This window comes from Pseudoalteromonas sp. TB64, from assembly GCF_000498095.1.
GTDB lineage: Bacteria > Pseudomonadota > Gammaproteobacteria > Enterobacterales > Alteromonadaceae > Pseudoalteromonas.
The window spans coordinates 7,567-32,462 of the sequence record NZ_AUTQ01000089.1 but is presented as its reverse complement, the minus strand read 5'-3'; the positions used below and the strand labels follow the sequence as shown (position 1 = coordinate 32,462).

The window sequence follows — 24,896 nt, the reverse complement described above, 5'->3', positions numbered from 1 at the left end:
AAACAAGCCGCATGAGCTACTTAGTTGCACAACTTGCAACACCTTATGGCGATAAAACACGCCCACTTCGTTTTGGTTCGTACATTAACGCTACAATTGAAGGTCGCCCGCTTGATAACGCGATTATTGTTGCGCACCATTTAGTTAAAGATAATAAAATTGTAATTTTAAATGACGATTTAACATTGTCGTTTAAAACCCTCAATATTATACGCGAACAAAACGGCATGATTATAGCCAGCCAAGGGTTAAAAAATGGCGAGCAAATTGTTACCTCAGCGCTTGAGTATCCTACTGAAGGTATGGCAGTAAAAGTTGAAGATATTGTGCCTAATAAAACTGATGTAACTCAACTTGCGCTGAAAGAGGAATAATCATGAGCACTCGTGAAACAGGGTTAATAGCATGGTTTGCCCGAAATCCCGTTGCTGCCAACCTACTAATGATATTTATATTAGTGGGCGGTATTTTAATGGCGATGACCATTCGCAAACAAATGTTCCCACAGTTTGAAAGTAACTGGATAAGCGTACAAGCAGTTTACCCAGGAGCTGCCCCGCAAGAGGTTGAAGAAGGAATAACCATAAAAGTTGAGGAAAACCTCGAAGGTATTGAAGGCATTAAACGCCTAATTACCTATTCTAACCGTGGTTTTTCACAAGCGTGGGTTGAAATAGAAGAGCAATACAATCCACAAGAAGTACTTGATGAAATTAAAGTACAAGTTGATTCAATAAATACCTTTCCTGCTGGGATGGAGCGCCCTGTTGTTCGCCGTGATAAGTTTGAGCAAGAAGTAATGATACTCGCGCTTTATGGCGACATGAGTAACTACCAGTTAAAAGAGCTTGGCAACGATATAAAAGATGAACTGCAAGCACTGCCTCACGTTAACCTTGTTAATTTTAACGGCGGTTTAGAGTACGAAATTGGCATAGAAGTCAGCCCTGATAAACTGCGCGAATATGGCTTAACATTTAGAGATATTGCAGGCGCAGTGCAAAATTTTTCGGCAAATATGTCGGCGGGGCAAATACGCTCTGAAAACGGTTATATTTCGATGCGTGTTGAAAAACAAGCCTACCGTGGCTTTGAGTTTGAAAAACTCCCCCTTATTACCCTTGCTGATGGCGCACAAATTTATTTAGGCGATGTAGCAACCATTAATGATGGCTTTGAAGAAGGGCTACAATATTCTAAATACAATGGTAAAAACTCATTATCGTTTGAAGTTAACGCATCAAAAGATCAAGACATTACCGATGTAGCAAAAGTACTTAAAAGCTACATGGCAGCTAAAGAGCCACTTTTACCTGCAGGCGTTAAGCTATCTCCTATTGTTGATTTAACTTACTACCTTGAAGGTCGACTTGATATGATGGTCGATAACATGATTTGGGGTGGCTTGTTAGTAATGATAGTACTGGCACTATTTTTACCACTACGCTTAGCATTTTGGGTAATGATGGGTTTACCGGTGTCTTTTCTAGGTGCCTTTTTGTTTATGCCCATTGGCTTTTTAGATGTAACAATTAACCTAGCCTCACTTTTTGCCTTTATACTTGTGCTCGGAATTGTTGTTGATGACGCCATAGTTGTGGGCGAGTCAGCCAGTGCCGAAATAGAAAAATACGGCCATACACTTGATAACGTAGTACGCGGCGTTAAACGTGTTGCGATGCCAGCAACCTTTGGTGTACTAACAACTATTGCGGCATTTTTACCACAAACACTCGCAACCGGCCCTGGTGCTGCTTTTTCTAAGGCCATTGGTGGCGTTATTATTTTATGTTTGATTTTTTCACTCATTGAATCAAAACTTATTTTACCTGCACACATTGCAGCAATGAACCCGCGTAAACCAAACCCTAAAAATCCATTACATCGCTTACGTATGGTAATTGATAGTGGTTTAAAAGGCTTTGTGAATAACTACTACCTTCCTTTTGTTAGCCGCTGTATTCACTATCGCTATACAGTAATTGTTGGCTTTATGTGTTTGCTTATTGTAAGCGCAGGTATGTTTGCAGGTGGTTTAGTTAAGTTTGTACCAAACCCAAAAATACCGCACGACTTTCCGCGTATTGATATAGAAATGAACCTTGCCTCATCTGAGCAAGCAACGCTTGAAACCGCACGTAAAATAGAAAGCGTGTTATTAAAGGTCGATCAGCAACTAAAAGAACAATACGGTAAACCGATGATCCGTGACTTATCGGTAAGCCTGCGCGGGCGAACTGAAGCAAATATTATGGCTATTTTGGTAGAGCCTGATTTACGCCCTATCGACACCTTTGCCCTAAGTGCATTATGGCGCGAGCAAATGCCCACTTTACCTGGCGTTAAAACCATGACCATCCAAGACAGCATAATGAATGGCGGTAGAGATGATGGCGACGTTAGCTTTAAACTTGAAGGCAAAAATGCTGACGAGCTAAAAGAAGTGGCTGGTAAATTAAAAGCCAAATTACAAACAATGGAAGGCGTTGGCGACGTAAACGACTCAATGCAAAGTGCCACCGACGAAGTGCAACTTGATTTAAAACCACTCGCTTACAGCATGGGTTTAACGCTTGCTGATGTCGCATCGCAAGTTAGCTTTAGTTACTACGGCTTAGAAGCGCAGCGAATATTGCGTGAAGGCGAAGAAATTAAAGTTATGATCCGCTATCCAGAAGACGAACGTAATTCAATTAGCGACATAGCAAGTGTGCGTATTATTACGCCTACTGGCGCTGAAGTTCCGTTAAGTGAAATAGCCGAAGTTAAATTGGTTGACGGTGTAAACCGTATTCGTCGCGAAAACTCTAAACGTACAGTTAACGTTTGGGCTGCGGTAAATACCGACAAAGCCGAACCATTTGCGATTGCTGAGGAAATTCGCGATGAATACTTACCATCATTACTTAAAAGCTACCCTGGCGTTACAAGTGATGTAGCTGGCCGTATTCAAGAAGAGATGGATAGCGCTTCAGAGCAGCTTCGTGACTTTGGTCTATCAATGATGATTATATTTGCCTTGTTAGCGATTCCGCTTCGATCTTACTCACAACCACTTATTATAATGTCGGTTATTCCATTTGGTGTAGTGGGCGCTATGTTTGGGCATATGATTTTAGGTATGACCATGAGTAGCTTATCTATGTTTGGCATAATTGCTGTAGCGGGTGTGGTCGTAAATGATTCCCTCGTTATGGTTGATTTTGTAAACAAAGCACGCGCTGAAGGTGTTGCAACTAAGGATGCTGTAATGCAAGCCGGTGCTCGTCGCTTTAGAGCGATATTACTCACCTCAATCACTACTTTTATTGGTGTCATGCCAATTATTTTTGAAACGAGTTTACAAGCTAAAATTGTTATCCCAATGGCTGTATCACTTGCTTTTGGTGTGTTATTTGCCACAGTAATTACACTGATACTTATACCGTGCCAGTACGTTGCACTAGAGGACATTAAGCGTTTAATGCGAAAGAAAAATAAAAAGCCTTTAATAACAGATCCTCAACCAGCAGCTATACATGATTAACTGTTTATAAATAAGGTACACCAACCATAAAAACTCAGCATATTATGCTGAGTTTTTTCTTTTTCGCTTTAGCTTAAATAAATGATCCTATTATTTAAGACATAAACTGCTCGTTTTTTATTCCTAATACGTTATGGTATTTAAATAATAAATAGACATAATAAAATTAAGGAACAGCCATGAATACATCTCCCTCTGATCACATTCCTCAAGAAGCCTTTGATTGGTATGACGAATACGCCCACGGTTTAATGGACCGACGTACTTTTATGAAAAAACTCGGTGGCCTTGCTGCTCTTGGCTTTTCGATGGCTGTACTTACATCAGCATTATTACCTAATTACGCACTGGCTGAACAAGTGTCGTTTAACGATGACGATATAACGGCAACGTACGAAGAATTTGATTCGCCAGACGGACACGGTAAAGGCAAAGGTTACTTAGCAACCCCTAAAAATGTAGAGGGTAAGCTTCCTGTTGTACTCGTGGTACACGAAAACCGTGGATTAAACCCGTACGTAAAGGATGTAGCAAGGCGTTTAGCTAAAGTGGGCTTTATTGCATTTGCACCCGACGCGCTTTTTCCACTGGGTGGCTACCCTGGTAACGATGATGAAGGACGCGCTATGCAAAAAACCATGGATCGCGCTAAAATTCAAAACGATTTTGTAGCCGCAGCACACTTTTTAAAATCGCATGCTAACAGTAACGGTAAGTTAGGCGCTGTCGGTTTTTGTTTTGGCGGCTACATTGTTAATTATTTAGCGGCAGTAGATAGCAACTTAATCAGCGCCGGAGTGCCTTTTTACGGTACTCCAGCCAGCGAAAGTTTACGTAAAAATATTAAAGCACCATTAATGATTCAATTAGGCGAGCTAGATAAACGTGTAAACGCGTCTTGGCCACAGTACGAACAAGACTTAAAAGCCAATAACGTTGAATACACTATGCATATGTATAAAGGGGCAAATCATGGATTTCATAACGACTCTACAGGTCGTTATGATAAAGACAATGCCGAGCTTGCATGGCAACGTACCGTTGAGTTTTTTGATAAAAAGTTAAGCTAAGTTAGCGAATAAAAAATAATGCCACCAGCTCTAAGCCGCTGGCATTATTAAAAATACTTAGTTTTTTATCAACTTTAAACTTTTTTGCTACGCATAACTAATAACGACAACAAAACGAGTAAATAAATACTCAAAGAGCCTCCGCTGCTAGAGCCATCTTTATTTTCGACTTTTGCAATTTTTTCTTCTTTAACACGTGTTTTAAACCTTGCTAATTCTACATCTAAATTAGTACTCATATCACTAACCGCTAGATTAAAACCTTCAGCCGACTTTTCAGATAACGTTTCATCAATACCTATTGCTGTTGTTCTTTTTTCAAGCTTACTTATACCTGGTGCTCTAAATAGCATTTTTCTACTTTTAATATCAAAAACAGCTGTATCCACAAAGGTTTGAATTGTATTTTCATTACCTGGAATAACGTACATACCCACTATTGTCCAATAAAGTAAGGCTGCATTATTTTCATACGATTGCGTAACTTGATCATATGAAACCAGTGCCATTACATCTACATCGTAAAGCCTCCCGACTTGCTCGAGTGTTGCGAAGCCCTCACCTCCTTTTAAATAGGTACTTGGTATAACTTCAATGCGGTCAATGTAATCATATTGTAGAAATGACTTTTTTACTTTTTCGAGTAACTCAACTTGGTTTTGGGTCTCTAACCCGTCTGGCTGCCAGTTTTTAGACGGTACAAATGCAATTCCGACGGTAACAGGGAGTTTTAAAACAGGTATTTCAGGTTTATAGGTAGAGCGGCTTTGTTGATCAGGATATAAGAAATCCATTAAGCTACTAGATTGCGTATTTTTACCTGTATTGTTACTCACAAACGAACTACAAGAAGCAAGTAAGGTCGCCATAAAAATGATTATATATTTATTAAATCTCACATTTATTCCTTTTTATTTTTAATTTAATTCAGTTACGTGCCAAAGCTCACCCGATGGTCCCCATAAGTAAATAACGCTACCCCAAGGTTCTTGTTTTATACCCTCAAAGCGGATATCAAAACCGTTTAGGTTACTAATAAGTTCGTATGCTTCATCTATATTTAACACACAAAGTTGCAGCATTAAGTTTTCAGCAAACGTTTTATTATAATAACGCTGTAAAAAGAACGTACATTCGCCAAAGGTACACACACATAAATCATTTGAGGCATCTTCAATCTTAAATCCAAGCGCTTTATAAAAGCGCTGAGATTGCTCATAATTTTTACAGGGAATAAAAATTCTAATATCATCAACTTGCATAACTCTTCCTTAATTAGCTCAGTACGCTTTTATCAATAATTCCTTTATTGACCAACTGTTGCAGAATAGCTTGGGATTTTGCTCTGCATACATCACGTAGTAAACGCACCGCAGGGGTTATTGACTGCCTACTTGGGCAAATAAGCCAAAGTTCACCATTAACATGTTGATAATTTGGCATAATAGTAACTACCCTGTCATTGAGTAAATCGTCGGCTATATCAAGTGCCGACTTTACAGCTAAGCCCTTACCCGCAACGCACCAGCGCCTGACTAAATCGCCATCGTTTGAGGCGCGCCTGCCATCCATTTTAACTTTATATTTTGACTCACCATCACTGAATTCCCACGTATTATTTATAATATCCTGCAACTGATAAAACAAACCTTGATGCGACGCTAAATCATCAGGATGCACGGGAGTTCCGTTTTGTAAGAGGTATTCGTGAGTTGCACATAATAAGCGTGGTACGTTACAAATTTTAAAACCATAAACGCTTGCATCATTAGGCGAGCCATAACGAAGTGCTATATCAACTGAGTCACGGTAAAAGTCGATATTACTGTCACTTATATGGGTTCTTAAACTTAGTTTTGGATAAGTGCCCATGAGTTCATCAATCCATGGGATCACCAAGTTACGCCCTAAGTCAGATGAAAGTGCAACACGCAATTCGCCTTCTATTTCGTCGTGCTCACCTTTAAGGTTTTGCTTTGCGAGCTCAAGCACTGCCAAAGCCTGTTCACATTGTGGTATGTAGCGCTCCCCAGCAGCAGACAACCTCAAATGACGTGTGGTACGAACAAACAGCTCGCTACCAAGCGCTGACTCCACGCGTTTAATAGCGGCGCTTGCTGTGGCTGTACGCATATCTAACTTAGCAGCTGCTAGCGTAATACTTCTAAACTCAGCGACTTTTAAAATAAGTTTTAAATCTTCTATGTTCATATTATCTATTTATATTTGATAATGATTCAACGATTATGCGGTTTATCTACATTAAAGCAAGGTCTACTATATATCCATCAGCTAGCCAAAGCATGGCTTGCACCTTATAGGTAAACAAATTAGGACATTTATTATGAAAGCTATTGGTTATAAAAAATCTCTTCCTGTTACTAATCCTGAATCGTTAATTGATGTTGAATTACCACAGCCAGTTGCAACAGGTCGCGATTTATTAATTAAAGTTAAAGCTATTGCAGTTAACCCAGCAGATTACAAAGTGCGTGCATCTATGCCCCCTGCTGATGGTGAAGTAAAAGTTATTGGTTGGGATGCCGTTGGTGAAGTTGTTGCAATCGGCGATGTTGTAACGGCATTTAAAATCGGTGATGCGGTTTATTACGCAGGTGATATTACTCGCCCAGGTAGTAATGCAGAATTTCAATTAGTGGATGAGCGCATTGTAGGTTTTAAACCGCAAAGCTTAACCGACGCCGAAGCGGCTGCATTACCCCTTACGGCAATAACAGCGTACGAATTATTATTTGAGCATTTAAACATTGTAAAACAAGCAGCTGATTCAACAACAAAATCAGACGAAATTATTTTAGTAACAGGTGCCGCAGGCGGCGTTGGCTCTATTTTTATTCAGCTTGCTAAAGCGATTACTGGCGCAACAGTTATTGCCACTGCATCGCGCGAAAGCTCGCAAGCATGGGTTAAAAAACTAGGTGCAGATTATGTCGTTGACCATACAAAACCATTACCCGCTCAAATTGATGCATTAAATATTGGCTCGGTAACACATGTAGCAAGCCTGCATAGTACTGATACTTAATTTGAAACGTACACGCAAGTGCTTGCACCATTTGGTAAAATTGCAATGATTGACGATCCTGAGTCATTAGATGTTAGCAAATTAAAAATGAAGAGCTTATCGCTACATTGGGAATTTATGTTTGCCCGCTCAATGTTTAATGCCAAAGATTTAATTGAGCAAAGTAAGTTATTAAATCATGTTGCAGAGCTAATTGATCAGGACCACATTCAAACAACGATTGGTAAAAACTTAGGCGTTATAAATGCGGCTAACCTGCGTATTGCACACGCAGAACTTGAAGGCGGTCGCTCTATTGGCAAAATAGTGTTGGAAGGTTTTTAATTCTATAAATATTACTCGCCTTATTTATACCTGAATTGATTAAAGGCGCCAATGCAATTGGCGTCTTCAGCCAATATTTTGCGGTAGCTATGGCTGTATTTATATTTATTAAAGAAACTATTACCTAATAATATTTGATAATGATTCAACAATATACCTGTTTATCATATTGTAATAATCCTCTACTATCCGTACCTAGCTATATTGATAAGCCTTACTTTACGTAGATATATCGATTGTATTAAGTAAGTAGAGTGATTTAAAAGCACGATATTATTTTTGTAATAAATTTTTAAGAGGGTTTGTTTTTACTAAAACTGACTCAACATAGTAAATACTGGTAAAATACCTACTCAATGGAAAAACTAATGACTCACCCTATTATTAATGACTTAGAAAAGCGCTACACAGCAAAACGTTACGATGCAACGAAACGTGTATCTCAAGACGATTTAGCCGTTATTTACGAAGCTATGCGCCTGTCTCCTTCATCTATTAACTCGCAGCCTTGGAAATTCATCGTAATTGAATCAGATGAGGCTAAAGAGCGTATGCATAGTACATTTGCTAATAAATTTGCGTTTAACCAGCCACACATTAAAACAGCTTCGCATATAATATTATTTGCTCACAATCCTAAATATACCCGCGATGATTACGCACAAATCATTGATGCAGATATTAAAAACGGTCGTACTAAAGCAGAAAATCGCGAACAAGCTTTTGGTGCTTACGCGTTTGTTGATATGAATACTGATGAGCAAGGCAATAATGAAGAGTGGACTAAAGCACAAACTTACATTGCACTGGGTAACACTATGCATGCAGCTGCACGCTTAGGTGTTGACTCTACTCCAATGGAAGGCGTAGATGCCGAGCTGATTGGCGAAGTTTTTGAAAAAGAACTTGATGGTTACGTATGCGACGTGGCATTAGTACTTGGCTATCACGATAGCGCAGAAGACTATAATGCTAAATTACCTAAGTCTCGCTTAGCAAAATCGCAAGTTATTCAGGTTTTATAAGTAATACGTTATAAACTTAAATGATAACAATATTAAAAAACCACTTATTTAAATAAGTGGTTTAATTTAATGAATAAGGTATAGAAAGTAAGCAATAAAACTATATCAATCTCATAAGTTAATACTGGAGGTATTGTTGATAAAACTTTGTGTCTAAACCAGTATAAGGACACACTAAACCTCTATCTTTCTCTTTAGATAAAGAAAATTTATTGTTAACGACTATGACACCCTGATATTCCAATGAACATCCTCTATCACTCTCTTTAAATGCCCTCTTTTCTAATTCCGCTAACTTAGCAGGGGCTCCAGAAATAATATAAATTTTTGTTTCACCAAATTGAACAAAATCTCCCTCATCATTTACAGTTTTTACTACCGAGCATGGAGGAGACAACTGAAGTGTTTCACTATAATTACCCATAGATACTTTGCAGGTTTGAGCATCTAAAAGTATCGCAGCGTGTACATTTGTACATAAAAGCAAGAGTAACGCAGAGCTAAAAATCAATTTATTTTTCATACTAAAATCTCCAAAATCCAGATCTCATCACCTAAATTCAGCCAAACAGGTTGCTGCATGCTAATGTGCTGCAGCACGTGTTAAGGCCACCTTACTATGGTAAGTAAAAGTATTAAACAAAAAATAGAGCTATAAAACAATTGCATTACAGTGAAAGAAAACACATCGTCGGTCACGGTCACTATACCGTGCCTAGCGAGTGTCCAGCCATAACGAAAAGAATGTAATAAAGGCAATCCCATCATAATTAAAAGTACTGCGCTGTAAAAAAGATTAATCGTACTTAAAGCAGACCGTTCATTTAGTAACACCAAGGGTAAACTGACACACAAACCAAATAAAAATACACCAGCTATTCTTTTATTAGAACTGCTTATTTGCTGTAATATTTTATTAGCCTCAGCCTCTTTTTCTATCGCATCATTATAGTGTTTGAATTCGTTTTCTCTTTTTAAAAATTCAGCCATTAATGCCTTGAAATTCTCAGGGTATTTATCTTCATCTATATTAGCTTTTACATCGAGCAACTCTTCAAGTGTATAGTGTGAATAATCGACTTTAATAGGATAGTTCCTTATAAGGGGCTGTTTATAGCGGCTGCAAAAAGTGCAATTCCTTCGCTAATTTTGTTAAATAACGTCAATAAAAACAAATTATTATTATTTTTTAAGAGCAAGTTAGACCCATAAAAAAACACGCAACAGGTGCGTGCTTTATAATATATCTAAGGCTAATAAAATAGTAATTTAACCTACTTGAAGCTGTGCAGCCTGAATGTATTGCACTAAATCTTCAATAGAAACCACGGTCATATTATGTTTATTAGCATAATCACTCACTTCAGGTAAGCGCGCCATTGAACCATCGGGATTTGTTAGTTCGCATATTACGCCAAATGGTTTTAAGCCGGCAAGCTGCATTAAATCAACTGATGCTTCGGTATGACCACGACGAACTAATACTCCGCCCGTTTGTGCTTTTAAACCAAATACATGCCCTGGGCGCGATAAATCACTTGGTTTGGCGTTATCGNGTCGCTGCTTTTATAGTAGTTACTCTATCAACAGCAGACACGCCTGTTGTAACACCATGCTTAGCTTCAATAGTGACTGTATAAGCGGTGTTATTTTGACTGGTGTTGTGGGTTACCATTTGCGGTAAGTCGAGCTGTTTAATGCGCTCCTCCCCCATACATAAGCAAACAATACCGCTGCCTTCGCGGATCATTTCAGCCATTTGAGAAGTCGTTAGGTGCTCAGCTGAAAAAACAAAGTCGCCTTCATTTTCACGGTTTTCGTCATCAACAACAAGTACGCCTTGCCCTTGCTGTAGTGCAGCAATTGCGCTTTGTACGCGAATATGGCTTTCGCCGAATTGAGTAAGTAGAGACTGAATCATCATTATATTCCAAATAAAAAAATAATAGATTCAGGACTGTGAAAGGATCAGTAATATATCGCTTTAAATTTAAAACGATCACTACCAAAATAGCTTAAATAAAATAACAAAGAGCACGCAGCAAAAAGCAGCGCACACTGTTATACCAACTGCATTAAATTAGTGACCTATTATAATGCTAAAAAAATAGCTCACTTAACGCGATACAATGATCGTGTCTTTAATAAAATTGGTATTAGTATAATAAGCCATATTCTCTTTCATCCGGACTGTAACCGTCGGCTCTGGCATCTCACCAGATCTGCTTGACCTTTACTTAACCTAGGTTAAATAAAGCGCTCGCGGGCTCGTTTAAGTTATAAATAACATTAAACATACCGCCGGTGGGGAATTTCGCCCCGCCCTGAGAATGTACTTTTATAACTAAAGCGCTATAAATGCCGGCTTATTATACCCTTTAACTTAATTACTTATCAAAGGTAAGTGAATAAACTTCTAACAAAGCTCGGTATTTAATGAGGCTTTGACTACTTTACCTTCATTTATGTCAGCGGTGATTGTACAAGTAGAGCCGTTTACTAAATTCAAGTTAGGTGGAACATGACCAATATCAGCATCAATAATCACAGGGAATAAACACCCCCCTAGTGCAACGTCAAGCGCGTGGTGGTAATCAAATGAAGCATCTTGCCCTTGAGTAATTTCGCTACGACCAATAATAATGCCGTTTATATCGTCAAAAATACCTGCTAATTTTAATGAAAGTAAAAACCGTGCAACGGTTGTTGGTGTCAACTCTGAGTTTTCTAGGTATAAAATAAGCCCTTCGGGTGCGCTATTTTTTTTAAATTCATGTATTGCCAAAAATGGAGAGTCGAGTAATAACCCTACAGTATCAAGACACCCACCAAATAAACGTCCTGACATTTCAATAGTACGTTCATCAAAATAATTTAAACACTGCCACTGAGTAACTTCTGTGTGTTCAAACAATGTATTGGGATTTTGTGCGTAATCGGGTCTGTTTTTTTGATAATGAGATGACGGAGCTTGCTCAAACTTGCTGCCAGCTTCGTAACTTAGTGTTTCAAATATTTGCAGGCAATAAGGGCTTTTTTCGTTTGGGTGGAGTTGCATTAGATTAGCGCTGTGTAGCGTTGCCCATTGGCATTTAGCCGTGAGTGCACATGCAATAGTACTTACATCAGAAAACCCAACTAACCATTTAGGCTTTGCTTCTTTAATGGCGTTAAAATCAAGGAAGGGTAATATTTCCATTGCTAACTCGCCACCAAAAGGAGGCATTATGGCGTCTATTTCATCATCTAATAAAAAGCCCATTAGTTGATCTGCATGGGCTTTTGCGTTTAATTGCGCTCTTGGTTTGTTTTGTCGTAAAAACTCGCCTTCAACAACCTTATATCCTCGATGTTTGAGTCCATTTATAACTATGTCTAACCGTTCATGATATTTAGCTTTTACACCCGCAGAAAGCGAGCACACTGCTATTTTTGATCCTACATTTAAGGGTGCTGGATAGAGTATATTAGCCATATTTTTTCCTTTTTAGAGAATATGTTAATACCAATTACGTTAGATTAGTGATCTATTTTAGCGAAAAGAAAATAGCTCATTAACAATGGCGAAAATCATGACATATAGCTGTTCAATATAAATAATTTTTATCGCCGCTAGTAAGTTATTCAATGCGCTAGAATATATACGTCTTTAACAATATCGGTATAAGTACCTACTATACCAACATAGACCATATTTATAGAATATGAATACTGTACGAGCGCGTTTACCATTAAAGGTTAAATTACAGACATAAAAAAACCGATGTAATTACATCGGTTTTTATTTAAAACGTTAAAGTGAGTTATACGTTAAAGATACTCAACTTCAATGATTTCGAACTCAACAATACCTTTTGGCGTTTGAATAGACACTGCATCATCCATTTGTTTACCAATTAAGCCACGTGCAATCGGTGAGTTAACGGATATTAAGTTGTTTTTAATACTTGCTTCATCATCGCCCACAATACGGTATTTTACTTCAGCATCGGTTTCTACATTTACAATAGTTACCGTAGTGCCAAAAATAACTTTACCGGTATTTGGCATTTTAGTTACGTCAATTATTTGAACATTTGAAAGTTTAGCTTCAATTTCTTGAATACGACCTTCACAAAAACCCTGTTGCTCACGCGCAGCGTGGTACTCAGCGTTTTCTTTTAAGTCACCGTGTTCACGCGCAACAGCAATGTCGGCGATAATTTTTGGACGGGTAACTGTTTTTAATTCGTTAAGCTCTTTACGCAGTAAATCTGCGCCACGAACTGTCATCGGAATTGATTGCATACTTTTCTCACTTTACACCAAGGCCTTAGTTGGCCTTGGCACATTTCCTTAGTTCAATCGCAGGTGTAGCTCTTGAACTGACGTCACTTTACTACGGTCATCTGCTTTGTTAGCAGTACAGTTAGCGAATGCCGCGTTCAAGGTTGTCGTATAGTTGGTTTTATTTTGCAATGCACCACGACGTAACACCTTCGAATCTTCGATCGCTTGGCGACCTTCGGTGGTATTGACGATATAGCTGTACTCTTTATTCTTGATATAATCAAGAATATGTGGGCGGCCTTCATATACTTTGTTTACACGTCGTACTTCAATGCCAGCTTCTTCAAGAGCTTGTGCCGTGCCACCAGTTGCGTCAAGTTCAAAACCTAAGTCGGTCATGATTTTGGCTAATTCAACAATACGTGGCTTATCGCTATTACGAACAGATAATAACGCGCGACCACCGCGTGGTAAAGTATTGCTTGCACCTAATTGTGCTTTTGCGAATGCTTCGGCGAAAGTATCACCAACACCCATCACTTCACCCGTTGAACGCATTTCAGGACCACGGATTGGATCCACACCCTGAAACTTAGCAAATGGTAAAACAACTTCTTTAACGCTGTAGTAAGGAGGGATCACTTCTTTAGTAATACCTTGGCTTGCTAAAGACTGCCCAGCCATACAACGTGCAGCTACTTTTGCAAGCGCAACACCGGTTGCTTTAGATACAAACGGTACAGTACGTGCAGCACGTGGGTTAACTTCGATTAAATACACTTTGTCTTCTTTTACTGCAAACTGTGTATTCATCAAGCCAACAACACCAAGCTCAAGCGCCATGTCGGTTACTTGCTTGCGCATTACGTCTTGCACTTCTTGTGATAAAGAATGTGCAGGTAATGAACAGGCTGAGTCACCTGAGTGAACACCCGCTTGCTCAATGTGCTCCATAATACCGCCGATGATTACTTGCTCGCCGTCACAAATTGCGTCAACGTCAACTTCAATCGCGTTATCTAAAAAACGGTCCAGTAATACAGGTGCTTCGTTTGATGCTTGTACAGCTTCGGTCATGTAGCGACGTAAATCATCTTCGTCGTATACAATTTCCATTGCACGACCACCTAGTACATACGACGGGCGTACAACTAGTGGGAAGCCAATTTCAACTGACTTAAGTAAGGCTTCTTCGGTTGAAGTTACTGTTGCATTTTCTGGCTGAAGTAAGTTTAAACGCTCAACAAGTTGCTGGAAACGTTCTCGGTCTTCTGCACGGTCAATCGCATCAGGTGAAGTACCAATCACTGGTACGCCGTTTGCTTCAAGCTCACGCGCTAGTTTAAGTGGTGTTTGACCACCGTACTGCACGATAACGCCTTTTGGCTTTTCAACACGTACGATTTCCAGTACGTCTTCAAGCGTAATTGGCTCGAAGTATAACCTGTCAGATGTATCGTAATCGGTAGATACCGTTTCAGGGTTACAGTTAACCATAATAGTTTCGTAACCGTCTTCGCGAAGCGCAAGCGAGGCATGTACACAACAGTAATCAAACTCAATACCTTGACCGATACGGTTTGGACCACCACCAATAACCATGATTTTATCACGATCTGTTGGGTTAGCTTCACATTCTTCATCGTAAGTTGAATACATGTAAGCAGTGTCTGAGCTAAATTCTGCAGCGCACGTATCAACACGTTTGTATACTGGCACGATGTTTAATAAATGACGTTTTTTACGAATTTCAGCTTCAGATACACCTGCAATTTCTGCTATACGCGGATCTGCAAAGCCTTTGCGCTTAAGTTTACGCAGGAAGTCAGCATTTAAACCCGCCATGCCTACTTTCGCTATTTTTGATTCGTCTTTTAAAATGTCTTCTATTTGTACTAAGAACCAGCGGTTAACTTTAGTCAGTTCGTAAACATCATCAACGCTCATGCCATGGCGCATTGCATCAGCAATGTACCAAATACGCTCAGCGCCTGGCTCGCGTAGTTCACGAATTATTTTTTCTTTTGCTTTAGGGTCATCAAGCGCAACTATCGGGTTGAATCCCGTTGCACCCACTTCAAGACCACGTAATGCTTTTTGTAACGACTCTTGTTGGTTACGACCAATTGCCATTACTTCGCCAACTGATTTCATTTGCGTAGTTAAACGGTCGTTAGCACCGGCAAATTTTTCGAAGTTAAAGCGAGGAATTTTTGTTACAACGTAATCGATTGAAGGCTCAAAAGACGCGGGTGTTTTGCCACCGGTAATGTCGTTTTGAAGTTCATCAAGTGTGTAACCTACTGCTAGTTTTGCTGCAATTTTAGCAATTGGGAAACCCGTTGCTTTTGATGCTAGTGCAGATGAACGTGATACACGTGGGTTCATCTCAATGATAACCATACGGCCATCTTCAGGATTAATACCAAACTGTACGTTAGAACCGCCAGTTTCTACACCAATTTCACGTAATACTGCCATAGAGGCGTTACGCATAATTTGGTATTCTTTGTCGGTTAGCGTTTGCGCTGGTGCAACGGTGATTGAATCGCCAGTGTGAACACCCATAGGGTCAAAGTTTTCAATGGTACAAACAATAATACAGTTGTCGTTTTTATCACGTACAACTTCTGTTTCGTACTCTTTCCAACCAATCAGTGATTCATCAATTAGTAATTCGTTCGTTGGCGATAAATCTAAGCCACGCTCACAAATTTCTTCAAACTCTTCTAAGTTATACGCCACACCGCCGCCGGTGCCGCCCATAGTAAAAGAAGGTCTGATAATACATGGTAAACCAATGCGCGTTATGATGTCTTTGGCTTCATCCATAGAGTGAGCAATCTCAGCTCGAGGACACTCTAGACCAATATTTTTCATTGCGATATCGAAACGTTCGCGGTTTTCTGCTTTGTCGATTGCATCGGCCGTTGCACCAATTAGTTCAACGCCATGTTTAGCCAATACACCGTGCTTGTCTAGTTCAAGCGCACAGTTTAATGCCGTTTGACCACCCATTGTAGGCAGTACTGCATCTGGCTTTTCTTTTTCAATAATTTTTTCTACCACTTCCCAGTGAATTGGTTCGATGTAAGTCGCATCGGCCATATCAGGGTCGGTCATGATAGTTGCAGGGTTTGAGTTAACTAATATAACTCTGTAGCCTTCTTCTCTAAGTGCTTTACACGCTTGAGCACCAGAGTAGTCAAATTCACAAGCTTGACCAATTACAATTGGGCCTGCGCCTAAGATAAGAATGCTTTTTATGTCGGTACGTTTTGGCATTATTACTCCAGTTAAATTAGTGTTTACGCGCTTGCATCAAATCGATGAAGTGGTCAAATAATGGGGCTGCATCGTGCGGACCAGGGCTTGCTTCAGGGTGACCCTGGAAGCTAAACGCAGGTTTATCTGTACGATGAATACCTTGAAGCGTTCCGTCAAATAACGATTTGTGCGTGGCACGAAGCGTACTTGGTAGGCTTGACTCTTGAGCTGCAAAACCATGGTTTTGAGCTGTGATCATAACTACATCGCGGTCTAGGTCTTTAACTGGGTGGTTAGCGCCGTGGTGGCCAAATTTCATTTTTTCTGTTTTAGCACCAGAGGCAAGGGCTAATAACTGATGACCTAAACAGATACCAAAAATAGGTGTGTCGGTTTCTAAAAAGGTTTTAATTGCATCAATAGCGTAAGTACATGGCTCAGGATCGCCAGGGCCATTAGATAGGAAGATACCATCAGGGTTTAAAGCCAGTACGTCAGCGGCAGAAGTTTGCGCTGGTACTACTGTAAGTTTACAACCACGGTCTACAAGCATACGTAAAATATTACGCTTTACACCGAAGTCGTAGGCAACAACATGAAACTTTTCATCAGCAGCATCAAGGGTTTTAAATCCTTCGCCTAATGTCCAGCTTGATTCGCGCCACTCAAAATTTTCCTTGGTTGAGACAACTTTTGCTAAATCCATACCTTTTAAGCCTGGGAAGGCTTGCGCGGCTTGTAGCGCTTTATTTTCGTCTAGCTCGTCACCGGCAATAATACACCCGTTTTGTGCGCCTTTATCACGCAAAATTCGAGTTAACTTTCTGGTGTCGATGTCCGCAATACCTAAAATATTACGTTCTTTTAAGTAATCATCTAACGATTGCTCGTTACGGAAATTACTCGCTAGCAGTGGCAAATCACGGATCACTAGGCCTTTGGCCCAAATTTGATTCGCTTCTTCGTCTTCGCTGTTGGTACCCGTATTACCGATATGTGGGTACGTCAAAGTTACGATTTGTTCCGCGTATGATGGATCAGTCAAAATTTCTTGATAACCAGTCATAGACGTATTGAATACTACTTCACCGACTGACATGCCGTCAGCGCCGATTGCAGTACCGCGAAACACTGTGCCGTCTTCTAGGACTAACAGAGCGGATTTAGTCAAGTTAAACCTCCTAACAGTAAAAAACGGGAGTAAGCAATTGCTTAACACCCCGCCAATACCCAGAGGGATCGTCAAAACCAGATTTCTGTGAGCTTAAATTGTTTTACGCAGTCTTAAATGATGCAGATGTAAAGCATTCAACCTTCAATCATTTTTTCTTGCCTAAAACTATTTTTATTCCCACTGAAACCCCGGATTTACTAGCCATTTGGGTATAATTGGAAACACGCATTTAGTAATTTTTGGCAAATTGGCTGCATATTACATTAAGTTGCCTTTTAGGTCTAATACTATTTAGTAAATTGTAATAAACAAGTGACTTTAGGTGAAATTAGACCCAAACAGCTAAAAAGGTAACTAAACTACTTTAGATCTAGCACATCTTGCATATCATAAAGTCCTGCTGGTTTATTTTGCAACCAGCCTGCAGCTCTTATAGCGCCTAGTGCAAAGGTCATTCTTGAACTTGCCTTATGGGTCAATTCGAGCCTTTCGCCCATTGTAGCGAAGTATGCAGTGTGTTCACCTACTATATCGCCCCCTCTTAGCACCGAATAACCAATCTCATTTTGCGATTTAGCTGTTTCTACTTGGCTTCGGTCATATACGGCAACATCGTCGTGATTCCAACCTTTCGCTTGCGCGATTGACTCACCTATTGCCAGTGCAGTACCCGATGGCGCATCAATTTTATGGCGATGATGCGCTTCAAATATTTCGATATCTAAATCGTCACCAAATTTAGTTGCTGCTGTTTGCACAAGGTTAAGTAATACATTCACGCCAACACTGTAGTTTCTAGCAAACACAATAGGAATATATTTAGCTGCATCGTGTAAAAGTGCCATATCGTCGCTTGTTAAACCCGTAGTACCAATAACCATAGGGATTTTTTGTGCTACAGCGGTTTTTAAATGGTTTTTCATACCAGCGGGAAGTGTAAAGTCGATTAAAACATCTACATTATCTATTGTACTTTCGTCGCTAAAGCTAACATTTTTATCGGCTGCACTATTTATCTGATTTACATCAATTCCCAATAACGGCGAACTGCTACGAACGTATGCACCTGTAAGTTGTGTTTGCTCTTTAATTGTCGCAGCTTCTAATAGAGCTAAGCCCATTCTGCCGTTAGCACCAAAAACACCTATTCGATTTGTAGTCATTGTTTTTACCTAATTTAAATTTGAATCCGTTTTTTACTAATCTGAGTATATATCCGGAGCACTGCAAATACGCGCTTGGGCATTTTTATGCAGTTGGACAAATATTAATCGCTGAAAATAGCGTTACTTTGTAGATATTATCTAAAAGTCATGCAATAGTCAGGTAAGCTTTTAATTTAATAATAATAACAATACCAGTTTACTTTAGCCATCTATACATTTAAACTTCTCTTTCGCGTCGATTTGGTCTTTGGCTTGCGGGCGCTGCACTCTCCTAATTTTGTTAATGATTAACATAGTAGGTAGATTTGCTAAATTCAGCTAAAAGAGGAATTTTTGGCTGTTGTAAATTAACTGGTTTCGAGGATTATGATGCAGCCATCATTTAACAAAAACAAAGCAATACTTTCTTTACTACCCCTTTTAACCTTTGTAGCACTATTTTTAGGCTCAGGTTTATATTTGCAATCTCAAGGGGTTGATTACGCTTTTTATCAACTTCCTGCTCCAGTGGCTATATTACCTGCCATTATGCTTGCGTTTATTTTAAATAAAGGCACGGTAAACGAGTGTGTAGAGACCTTTATTAAAGGTGCCGGACACAACAATATTATTACCATGTGTTTAATCTACTTACTTGCAGGTGCGTTTTCTGCCGTTGCCAGTGCAACCGGTGGTGTAGATGCGGTAGTAAATGCTGGCTTATCACTTATTCCACCTTCGTTATTACTTCCTGGTTTATTTTTAATTGCAGCGGTTGTATCTACTGCAATGGGTACGTCGATGGGAACGATTGGTGCTATTGGTCCTATTGCATATGCAGTATCCATCAAAACAGGTATCGACCCTGCGTTAATGGCCGGTACGATTGTATCTGGCGCTATGTTTGGCGATAACTTATCAATTATTTCAGATACCACTATTGCAGCTACGCGAACGCAGGGCTGTGAAATGAAAGACAAGTTTAAAGAGAATCTTAAAATAGCAGTACCCGCTGCAATACTAACTATTGGCTTGTTGTTTTATTTAACACCTGCAGCACAAGTAGTTGAAACCAAAGATTACGATATTTGGTTAGTACTTCCTTATGCCTTTATTTTAGTGTTAGCCGTTGCTGGCTTAAACGTATTTGTAGTGTTATTTAGCGGTATTATTTTTGCTGCACTTATGGGCTTTACAGGAAGTTATGAGGGCGCAAGCTTTGTAAAAGATATTTACAAAGGCTTTACCGACATGCAGGAGATATTTTTACTCTCTATGTTTATTGGTGGATTATCTGAATTTATTCGCATTAATGGTGGTCTTGATTATATTGCTCATAAGATTCAGGCAATTACAAAAATCATTGCAAAATGGCATCGTAAAGTGGCTGATCAATTAGGTATTGCAGCATTAGTTATGACAAGTAATATGTGTATTGCTAATAACACGGTATCAATTATTGTCGCGGGTCCTATTGCTAAAAAGCTTGCTGACGACGGTGAAATAACTGGTAAACGCTCTGCAAGTTTACTTGATATATTTGCCTGTGTAACACAGGGTTCTTTGCCATACGGCGCCCAAGCATTGTTATTAGGTGCTACGTTTAAAATTAGCCCGTGGGAAGTATCAACGTCTTCTTATTACTGCTTTATTTTAGCATTTACTGCAATTGCAATTATTTGCTTACGCCGTAATAAAGCTTAATACGTTAGCATTTATATGTTGCAGCTTAATAGACAGCTGCAACATATGTTAATTTAACACTCAACAAATCAATCACTTCTGCTATAATTTCGCTTTTCGCGTGCCACTAAATTTATAGTTAAAAATTCTTATGAAAATTAAAAATGTACTCCCTCTTCTTGCTTTATCTACCTGTGTTTTTACTAATCCAACATTTGCTGCTAATTGGAGCAGTACAGCGTTGCATATTAATAATGGCAATCAAAAAAATCCGTTTACTGAGCAAAAGTCCGATACCACTGTGTATTCAGTCCAACATGCATCTGGCTACGACTACGGCGATAATTTCTTCTTTATTGATTACAGTAAAGACGATATAGATGACGATTATCAGGATGCTGATTTTTATGCAGAGTGGTATTCAACGATTAGCTTATCAGTCATTACAGGTAAAAAAATAAGTTCTGGCGCATTATTAGATGTTGGTCTAACCGCAGGTATTAACGTAGCAGGCGATGCAAAAGTAATGAAATACCTACCTGGTATTAAGTTAAGTTGGGATATACCTGGATTTTACTTTTTTCAAACGCTAGTCACTGCCTACATTGATGATAGTGAAGGCGTAGCAAAAGGCGGTGCACCTATTGAAACAAATAGTTGGATGCTTGACGCCGCCTTTGAATATCCTTTTTCAATTGGCTCACAAAAATTTAGCTTTAAAGGTCACGCAGAATATATAGCAGAACGTGAAGACGAGTTTGGTAACAAGGTACGTGCGTGGATACTTGCACAACCAATTGTTACTTGGGATTTAGGTCACGCTTTTAAAATGAAAGAAAACACCCTACTTTTAGGTATGGAATGGCAATACTGGCATAACAAACTAGGAACAGATGTAACTGAGTCAGTTCCACAAATCCATGTTGAGTGGAGATTTTAAACATAAAGATTCAAACACTTACAATAAGCGAAGCCTCATTTAGCTTCGCTTTTTTATGCTTTAAATTTAAATAACCCTTGATCATTATAGAGCGCCAATTGAATAGCACTTAAGATTTAGTTATTGTGATACTTTATTTTGAGCCTTACCTAATGCGGTTCATGTTTTTATCCTTAATAGGAGTAACGAATGTCGTCGATTAAAGTTATTTGTTTTTCTACTTTATTATTAATAACAAACAATGCCTTAGCAGGTACATCTCAAGATACATATACCCTTTCCTATGATGCACTTTTAAGTAATTATGACTACGATTTTAAAGTGAATTACTTTGCACTTGAGTCACAAAAACAATCATTAAAAATGGCTTATATTTACTTAAAACCAACAAAAACCGATATGCCTGTTGTTACACTTATGCATGGAAAAAACTTTAATGCTGACTACTGGACAACAACAGCCCAGTACCTTCAATCATTAGGGTATGGAGTGTTAATTCCTGATCAAATTGGTTTTGGTAAATCGTCCAAACCAACGGATTACCAGTATTCGTTTGCAACTCTTGCCCACCATACACATGCATTAATGGATTCGCTTAATATAAAAGAGTCGATTGTATTGGGGCACTCTATGGGTGGAATGCTAGCGAGTCGTTTTGCATTAATGTATCCAAACACTACAAGCAAATTAATTTTACTGAACCCTATTGGGCTAGAAAACTACCTGCAATATGTTGATTACAAAGATACTAACTTTTTCTATAAAAACGAATTAGCAAAAACACCTGAAGGTGTAAGAAATTACCAGCAAAAAAATTATTATGATGGGAAGTGGAATGCAACATATTCAGCTTTAACTGACTTTATAACAGGGCAAATCCAAGGTCCAGATAAAGAAAAAATGGCATGGGTAAACGCTAAAACATACGATATGATTTTCACTCAACCTGTTATTACTGAATTTAAAAACTTTACAGTACCCGTTAAATTAATTATTGGTACACGAGACAGAACAGGCCCTGGTCGTAACTGGAAAAAAGACGGAGTTAACTACGAGCTTGGTCGATACGATAAATTGGGTAAACAAGCCGCTGCGCTGATCCCTGACGCACAGTTGTTTGAACTTGATAACCTAGGGCACTTACCTCAAATAGAAGATTTTGAACGCTTTAAAGGCGTATTTGAAAAAGCACTTAGCACTAAATAATTATTTATTGATAGTAATTAAAAATCCCCCTGTAAGTAAGCTACTTACAGGGGGATTTAAATTTATATAAACTAAGTTACAGCTTACACTGTGGGTTTTTTCCCTGTGCTTTAGCTGTGCTTTGTTCACCAAGCGCTTTACTCATTTGCGCTTGTAAATTTTTAATACGATTACTTGGTGCTGGGTGAGTTGATAAAAACTCAGGTGTTGTACCACTGCCCGCTGCACTCATGTTTTGCCAAAGCGTTACCGATTCCTCTGGGTTAAAACCAGCTTCTGCCATTAAATCTAAACCAATTTCATCTGCTTCAGACTCATGTGAGCGGCTAAATGGTAAAACCACACCATATTGAGCGCCTAAACCTAAGCCTTGCATTATTTCGTTACGGTATTGAATATTACCCATTTCAAGTGCAGCACTGCCAAGTTGCATACCGGTATCTAAAATTGAGCTTTGTGAAACACGCTCATTTGAATGTTCAGCAATAACGTGACCTACTTCATGCCCTAACACTGTCGCTAGCTGGTCTTGGTTAGTTGCTATTTTTAACAAACCAGTGTGTACACCAATATAGCCACCTGGTAATGCAAATGCGTTAGCAGATTCATCTTCAAACACAACCACTTCCCAATTTTGAGAAGCATATTCTTTTGGTAATACAGCAACCACTTTTTCAGCAATGCAATTTACGTAAGCATTCGTTTTAGCATCAGTATTAACGGGCTGACTTTTTTTCATTTCAGCAAAACTTGCAGTGCCCATTTCACTCATTTGTTGATCTGAATAAAGTGCTATTTGCGTACGTCCTGTTGGAGATGTTTTGCAACCTGCTAGAACCGCTGTCGCTAATATTGCAATTACCAATTTTTTCATCGTGTTTCTCTTAAATCATTATTTTCATTAACTGTAGAATAGCAAACACGGTGCCAGTTTAAAATCTTTGCTTTATGCTAATTACATTAAAAGTCACTTGCTGCAAACAAGCTGAATAACCTATTAATAGCGCTAAATATACTCTTACATAAATGTTTTATTTTGCATTAGAACCAATTTACTCAGAAATACTAAATTGTGTTAATTATTATATTGATCTTTGAGATAAAGCTATAAAGTTAGCAGGCAAACTAAGTTTATCCAATCACCTTGCCCTGTTACACTATGAGCCACGTTTTAGTCATGATTGAGTTTATACATGGGCGCCTCGACCTCGTCTTTTAACATCCGTATTTTATTACCTTTATTAGCGAGTATTGTGGCTATTACTCCGCTTGCTATTGATATGTATTTGCCTGCAATGCTTGTTCTTGCAAACGATTTACAAACAAACATGCCAAATGTACAAATATCTTTGAGTATTTATTTAGCGGGCTATTCGTTAGGCATGCTTTTTTTTGGTCCTATTGCTGATCAAATTGGTCGTCGTAAACTTGCTAAATTAGGTTTAACCTTATTTGGTATTAGCTCAATGGCGCTTGCTTTTACAACTGAAATACATACTTTTTGGATCCTTAGAGCCGTGCAAGCATTTACTGGTGCTGCAGCAACAGTGGTTGTACCGGGTATTATTAGGCACATATATCAAAAAAACACGGCTAAAGGTATGTCTTACGTGTCTATGATCATGATGGTTGCACCACTACTTGCCCCCTCTATTGGCTCATTTATTTTAGGTTTTTCTGTTTGGTCGACTATTTTTTTAGTATTAGCTACCTATAGCTTTATTATTTTAGCGTTTGTGCAAGTGTATTTAATCGATATACCTATTCATACAAATGAAAAAAAAGGATTAGCATTATTTTTTGATAGTTATAAAACCGTACTAAGCAATACCGATGCACGTGCAGATATATTAAGTTCTATGTTTGTGTCGTTTGGATTTTTTTGCTTTTTAACATCAGTACCTTTTATCTATCTCGATTTATTTAAAGTTTCTGAACAATTATTTGGGGTGTTATTTGCCTTTAACGTAATGGCACTCATGTTTGGTAATTTTTTAAATACACGCATTGTTCCGCGAGTTGGCTCACGAAAAATGCTTTACTACGGACTCACATGCGGATTTATTTCAGGCACTGCACTATTAACGTTTAGTCTATTAGAAATGCCGCTGTATTACATAGTGGCGAGCATTGCACCATTAATGATGAGCTTGGGAGTAACAGCAAGTAACGCCGATTCACTTATTTTAATGAAGTTTGAAAAAAACACCGGCACGGCTAC

General features: G+C 38.9%; 18 protein-coding genes, 3 pseudogenes and 1 riboswitch (1 of these 22 running past the window's edge). Of the genes and pseudogenes, 9 read left to right on the top strand and 12 right to left on the bottom strand.

Annotated elements, in window-relative coordinates; genetic code table 11:
• From L647_RS0106005 to L647_RS0105995, 3 genes and pseudogenes are all read left to right on the top strand, one after another.
• A pseudogene (locus L647_RS0106005) lies at positions 1–374 on the top strand (efflux RND transporter periplasmic adaptor subunit); the annotation flags it as partial.
• A gap of 2 nt (positions 375–376) precedes the next feature.
• Positions 377–3,526 carry an efflux RND transporter permease subunit gene (locus L647_RS0106000; protein ID WP_024610358.1) on the top strand — a complete coding sequence of 1,050 codons (3,150 nt, stop codon included), beginning with the start codon at positions 377–379 and terminating at the stop codon, positions 3,524–3,526.
• Between the two features lie 179 nt (positions 3,527–3,705).
• The gene (locus L647_RS0105995) at positions 3,706–4,596 is read left to right on the top strand and encodes a dienelactone hydrolase family protein (RefSeq protein ID WP_024610357.1); all 891 of its coding nucleotides are present in this window, start codon (positions 3,706–3,708) and stop codon (positions 4,594–4,596) included.
• A gap of 74 nt (positions 4,597–4,670) precedes the next feature.
• On the opposite strand, the gene rhlP is transcribed toward L647_RS0105995, so the two are convergent.
• Genes rhlP through L647_RS0105980 form a run of 3 tightly spaced genes read right to left on the bottom strand, consistent with a single transcriptional unit; the run spans position 4,671 to position 6,807 of the window.
• Positions 4,671–5,465, bottom strand: a complete 795-nt coding sequence (gene rhlP / locus L647_RS0105990; RefSeq protein WP_050581967.1) for a rhombotarget lipoprotein — start codon at positions 5,463–5,465, stop codon at positions 4,671–4,673.
• A gap of 48 nt (positions 5,466–5,513) precedes the next feature.
• Positions 5,514–5,858: a hypothetical protein gene (locus L647_RS0105985; RefSeq protein WP_007375815.1), complete on the bottom strand. Its 345-nt coding sequence runs from the start codon at positions 5,856–5,858 to the stop codon at positions 5,514–5,516.
• A gap of 13 nt (positions 5,859–5,871) precedes the next feature.
• Positions 5,872–6,807, bottom strand: a complete 936-nt coding sequence (locus tag L647_RS0105980) for a LysR family transcriptional regulator (RefSeq protein ID WP_024610356.1) — start codon at positions 6,805–6,807, stop codon at positions 5,872–5,874.
• Between the two features lie 133 nt (positions 6,808–6,940).
• On the opposite strand from L647_RS0105980, the pseudogene L647_RS01000000123740 reads away from it, so the two are divergent.
• Together L647_RS01000000123740 and L647_RS0105970 are read left to right on the top strand one after the other, a co-directional pair.
• Positions 6,941–7,966: pseudogene (locus tag L647_RS01000000123740) on the top strand (zinc-binding alcohol dehydrogenase family protein).
• 368 nt (positions 7,967–8,334) lie between these two features.
• Positions 8,335–8,991: a nitroreductase family protein gene (locus tag L647_RS0105970; RefSeq protein ID WP_024610355.1), complete on the top strand. Its 657-nt coding sequence runs from the start codon at positions 8,335–8,337 to the stop codon at positions 8,989–8,991.
• A 118-nt stretch (positions 8,992–9,109) separates the two neighbouring features.
• Here L647_RS0105970 and L647_RS0105965 read toward each other — a convergent pair whose 3' ends face one another.
• From L647_RS0105965 to dapB, 8 genes and pseudogenes are all read right to left on the bottom strand, one after another.
• On the bottom strand, positions 9,110–9,514 hold the full coding sequence (locus L647_RS0105965) for a hypothetical protein (RefSeq protein ID WP_024610354.1): 405 nt from the start codon (positions 9,512–9,514) through the stop codon (positions 9,110–9,112).
• An 80-nt stretch (positions 9,515–9,594) separates the two neighbouring features.
• Complete coding sequence (locus tag L647_RS0105960; protein WP_024610353.1) at positions 9,595–9,981, bottom strand: hypothetical protein; 387 nt, start codon at positions 9,979–9,981, stop codon at positions 9,595–9,597.
• 279 nt (positions 9,982–10,260) lie between these two features.
• Positions 10,261–10,912, bottom strand: a pseudogene (gene ribB, locus L647_RS01000000123735) (3,4-dihydroxy-2-butanone-4-phosphate synthase).
• A 248-nt stretch (positions 10,913–11,160) separates the two neighbouring features.
• Positions 11,161–11,327: riboswitch (FMN riboswitch) on the bottom strand.
• An 80-nt stretch (positions 11,328–11,407) separates the two neighbouring features.
• Positions 11,408–12,466 carry a S66 peptidase family protein gene (locus L647_RS0105950; RefSeq protein WP_024610352.1) on the bottom strand — a complete coding sequence of 353 codons (1,059 nt, stop codon included), beginning with the start codon at positions 12,464–12,466 and terminating at the stop codon, positions 11,408–11,410.
• Between the two features lie 335 nt (positions 12,467–12,801).
• Positions 12,802–13,278, bottom strand: a complete 477-nt coding sequence (gene greA / locus L647_RS0105945) for a transcription elongation factor GreA (RefSeq protein ID WP_024610351.1) — start codon at positions 13,276–13,278, stop codon at positions 12,802–12,804.
• 48 nt (positions 13,279–13,326) lie between these two features.
• Positions 13,327–16,545 (bottom strand): carbamoyl-phosphate synthase large subunit, encoded by a 3,219-nt coding sequence (carB, locus tag L647_RS0105940; protein ID WP_024610350.1) that lies wholly within the window; start codon positions 16,543–16,545, stop codon positions 13,327–13,329.
• A 16-nt stretch (positions 16,546–16,561) separates the two neighbouring features.
• The gene (gene carA, locus L647_RS0105935; protein WP_007375827.1) at positions 16,562–17,698 is read right to left on the bottom strand and encodes a glutamine-hydrolyzing carbamoyl-phosphate synthase small subunit; all 1,137 of its coding nucleotides are present in this window, start codon (positions 17,696–17,698) and stop codon (positions 16,562–16,564) included.
• A gap of 362 nt (positions 17,699–18,060) precedes the next feature.
• Positions 18,061–18,864: a 4-hydroxy-tetrahydrodipicolinate reductase gene (gene dapB, locus L647_RS0105930; protein WP_024610349.1), complete on the bottom strand. Its 804-nt coding sequence runs from the start codon at positions 18,862–18,864 to the stop codon at positions 18,061–18,063.
• Positions 18,865–19,236: 372 nt separating this feature from the next.
• Between dapB and L647_RS0105925 the strand changes: the two genes are divergently transcribed.
• From L647_RS0105925 to L647_RS0105915, 3 genes are all read left to right on the top strand, one after another.
• On the top strand, positions 19,237–20,550 hold the full coding sequence (locus L647_RS0105925) for a Na+/H+ antiporter NhaC family protein (RefSeq protein ID WP_024610348.1): 1,314 nt from the start codon (positions 19,237–19,239) through the stop codon (positions 20,548–20,550).
• A gap of 130 nt (positions 20,551–20,680) precedes the next feature.
• Positions 20,681–21,469 carry a nucleoside-binding outer membrane protein gene (locus L647_RS0105920; RefSeq protein ID WP_024610347.1) on the top strand — a complete coding sequence of 263 codons (789 nt, stop codon included), beginning with the start codon at positions 20,681–20,683 and terminating at the stop codon, positions 21,467–21,469.
• Positions 21,470–21,658: 189 nt separating this feature from the next.
• Entirely contained in the window at positions 21,659–22,675 is a 1,017-nt protein-coding gene (locus L647_RS0105915) for an alpha/beta hydrolase (RefSeq protein ID WP_024610346.1), read from the top strand.
• Positions 22,676–22,751: 76 nt separating this feature from the next.
• Here the strand turns inward: L647_RS0105915 and L647_RS0105910 are convergent, their stop codons facing one another.
• Positions 22,752–23,549: a M48 family metallopeptidase gene (locus tag L647_RS0105910; RefSeq protein WP_024610345.1), complete on the bottom strand. Its 798-nt coding sequence runs from the start codon at positions 23,547–23,549 to the stop codon at positions 22,752–22,754.
• A gap of 319 nt (positions 23,550–23,868) precedes the next feature.
• Here L647_RS0105910 and L647_RS0105905 point away from each other — a divergent pair, with 319 nt between their 5' ends.
• Positions 23,869–24,896 carry the 5' portion of a Bcr/CflA family efflux MFS transporter gene (locus L647_RS0105905; RefSeq protein ID WP_024610344.1) on the top strand. 184 nt of this gene lie beyond the right edge of the window, so only the first 1,028 of its 1,212 coding nucleotides appear in the window; its start codon is at positions 23,869–23,871; the stop codon falls past the right edge of the window.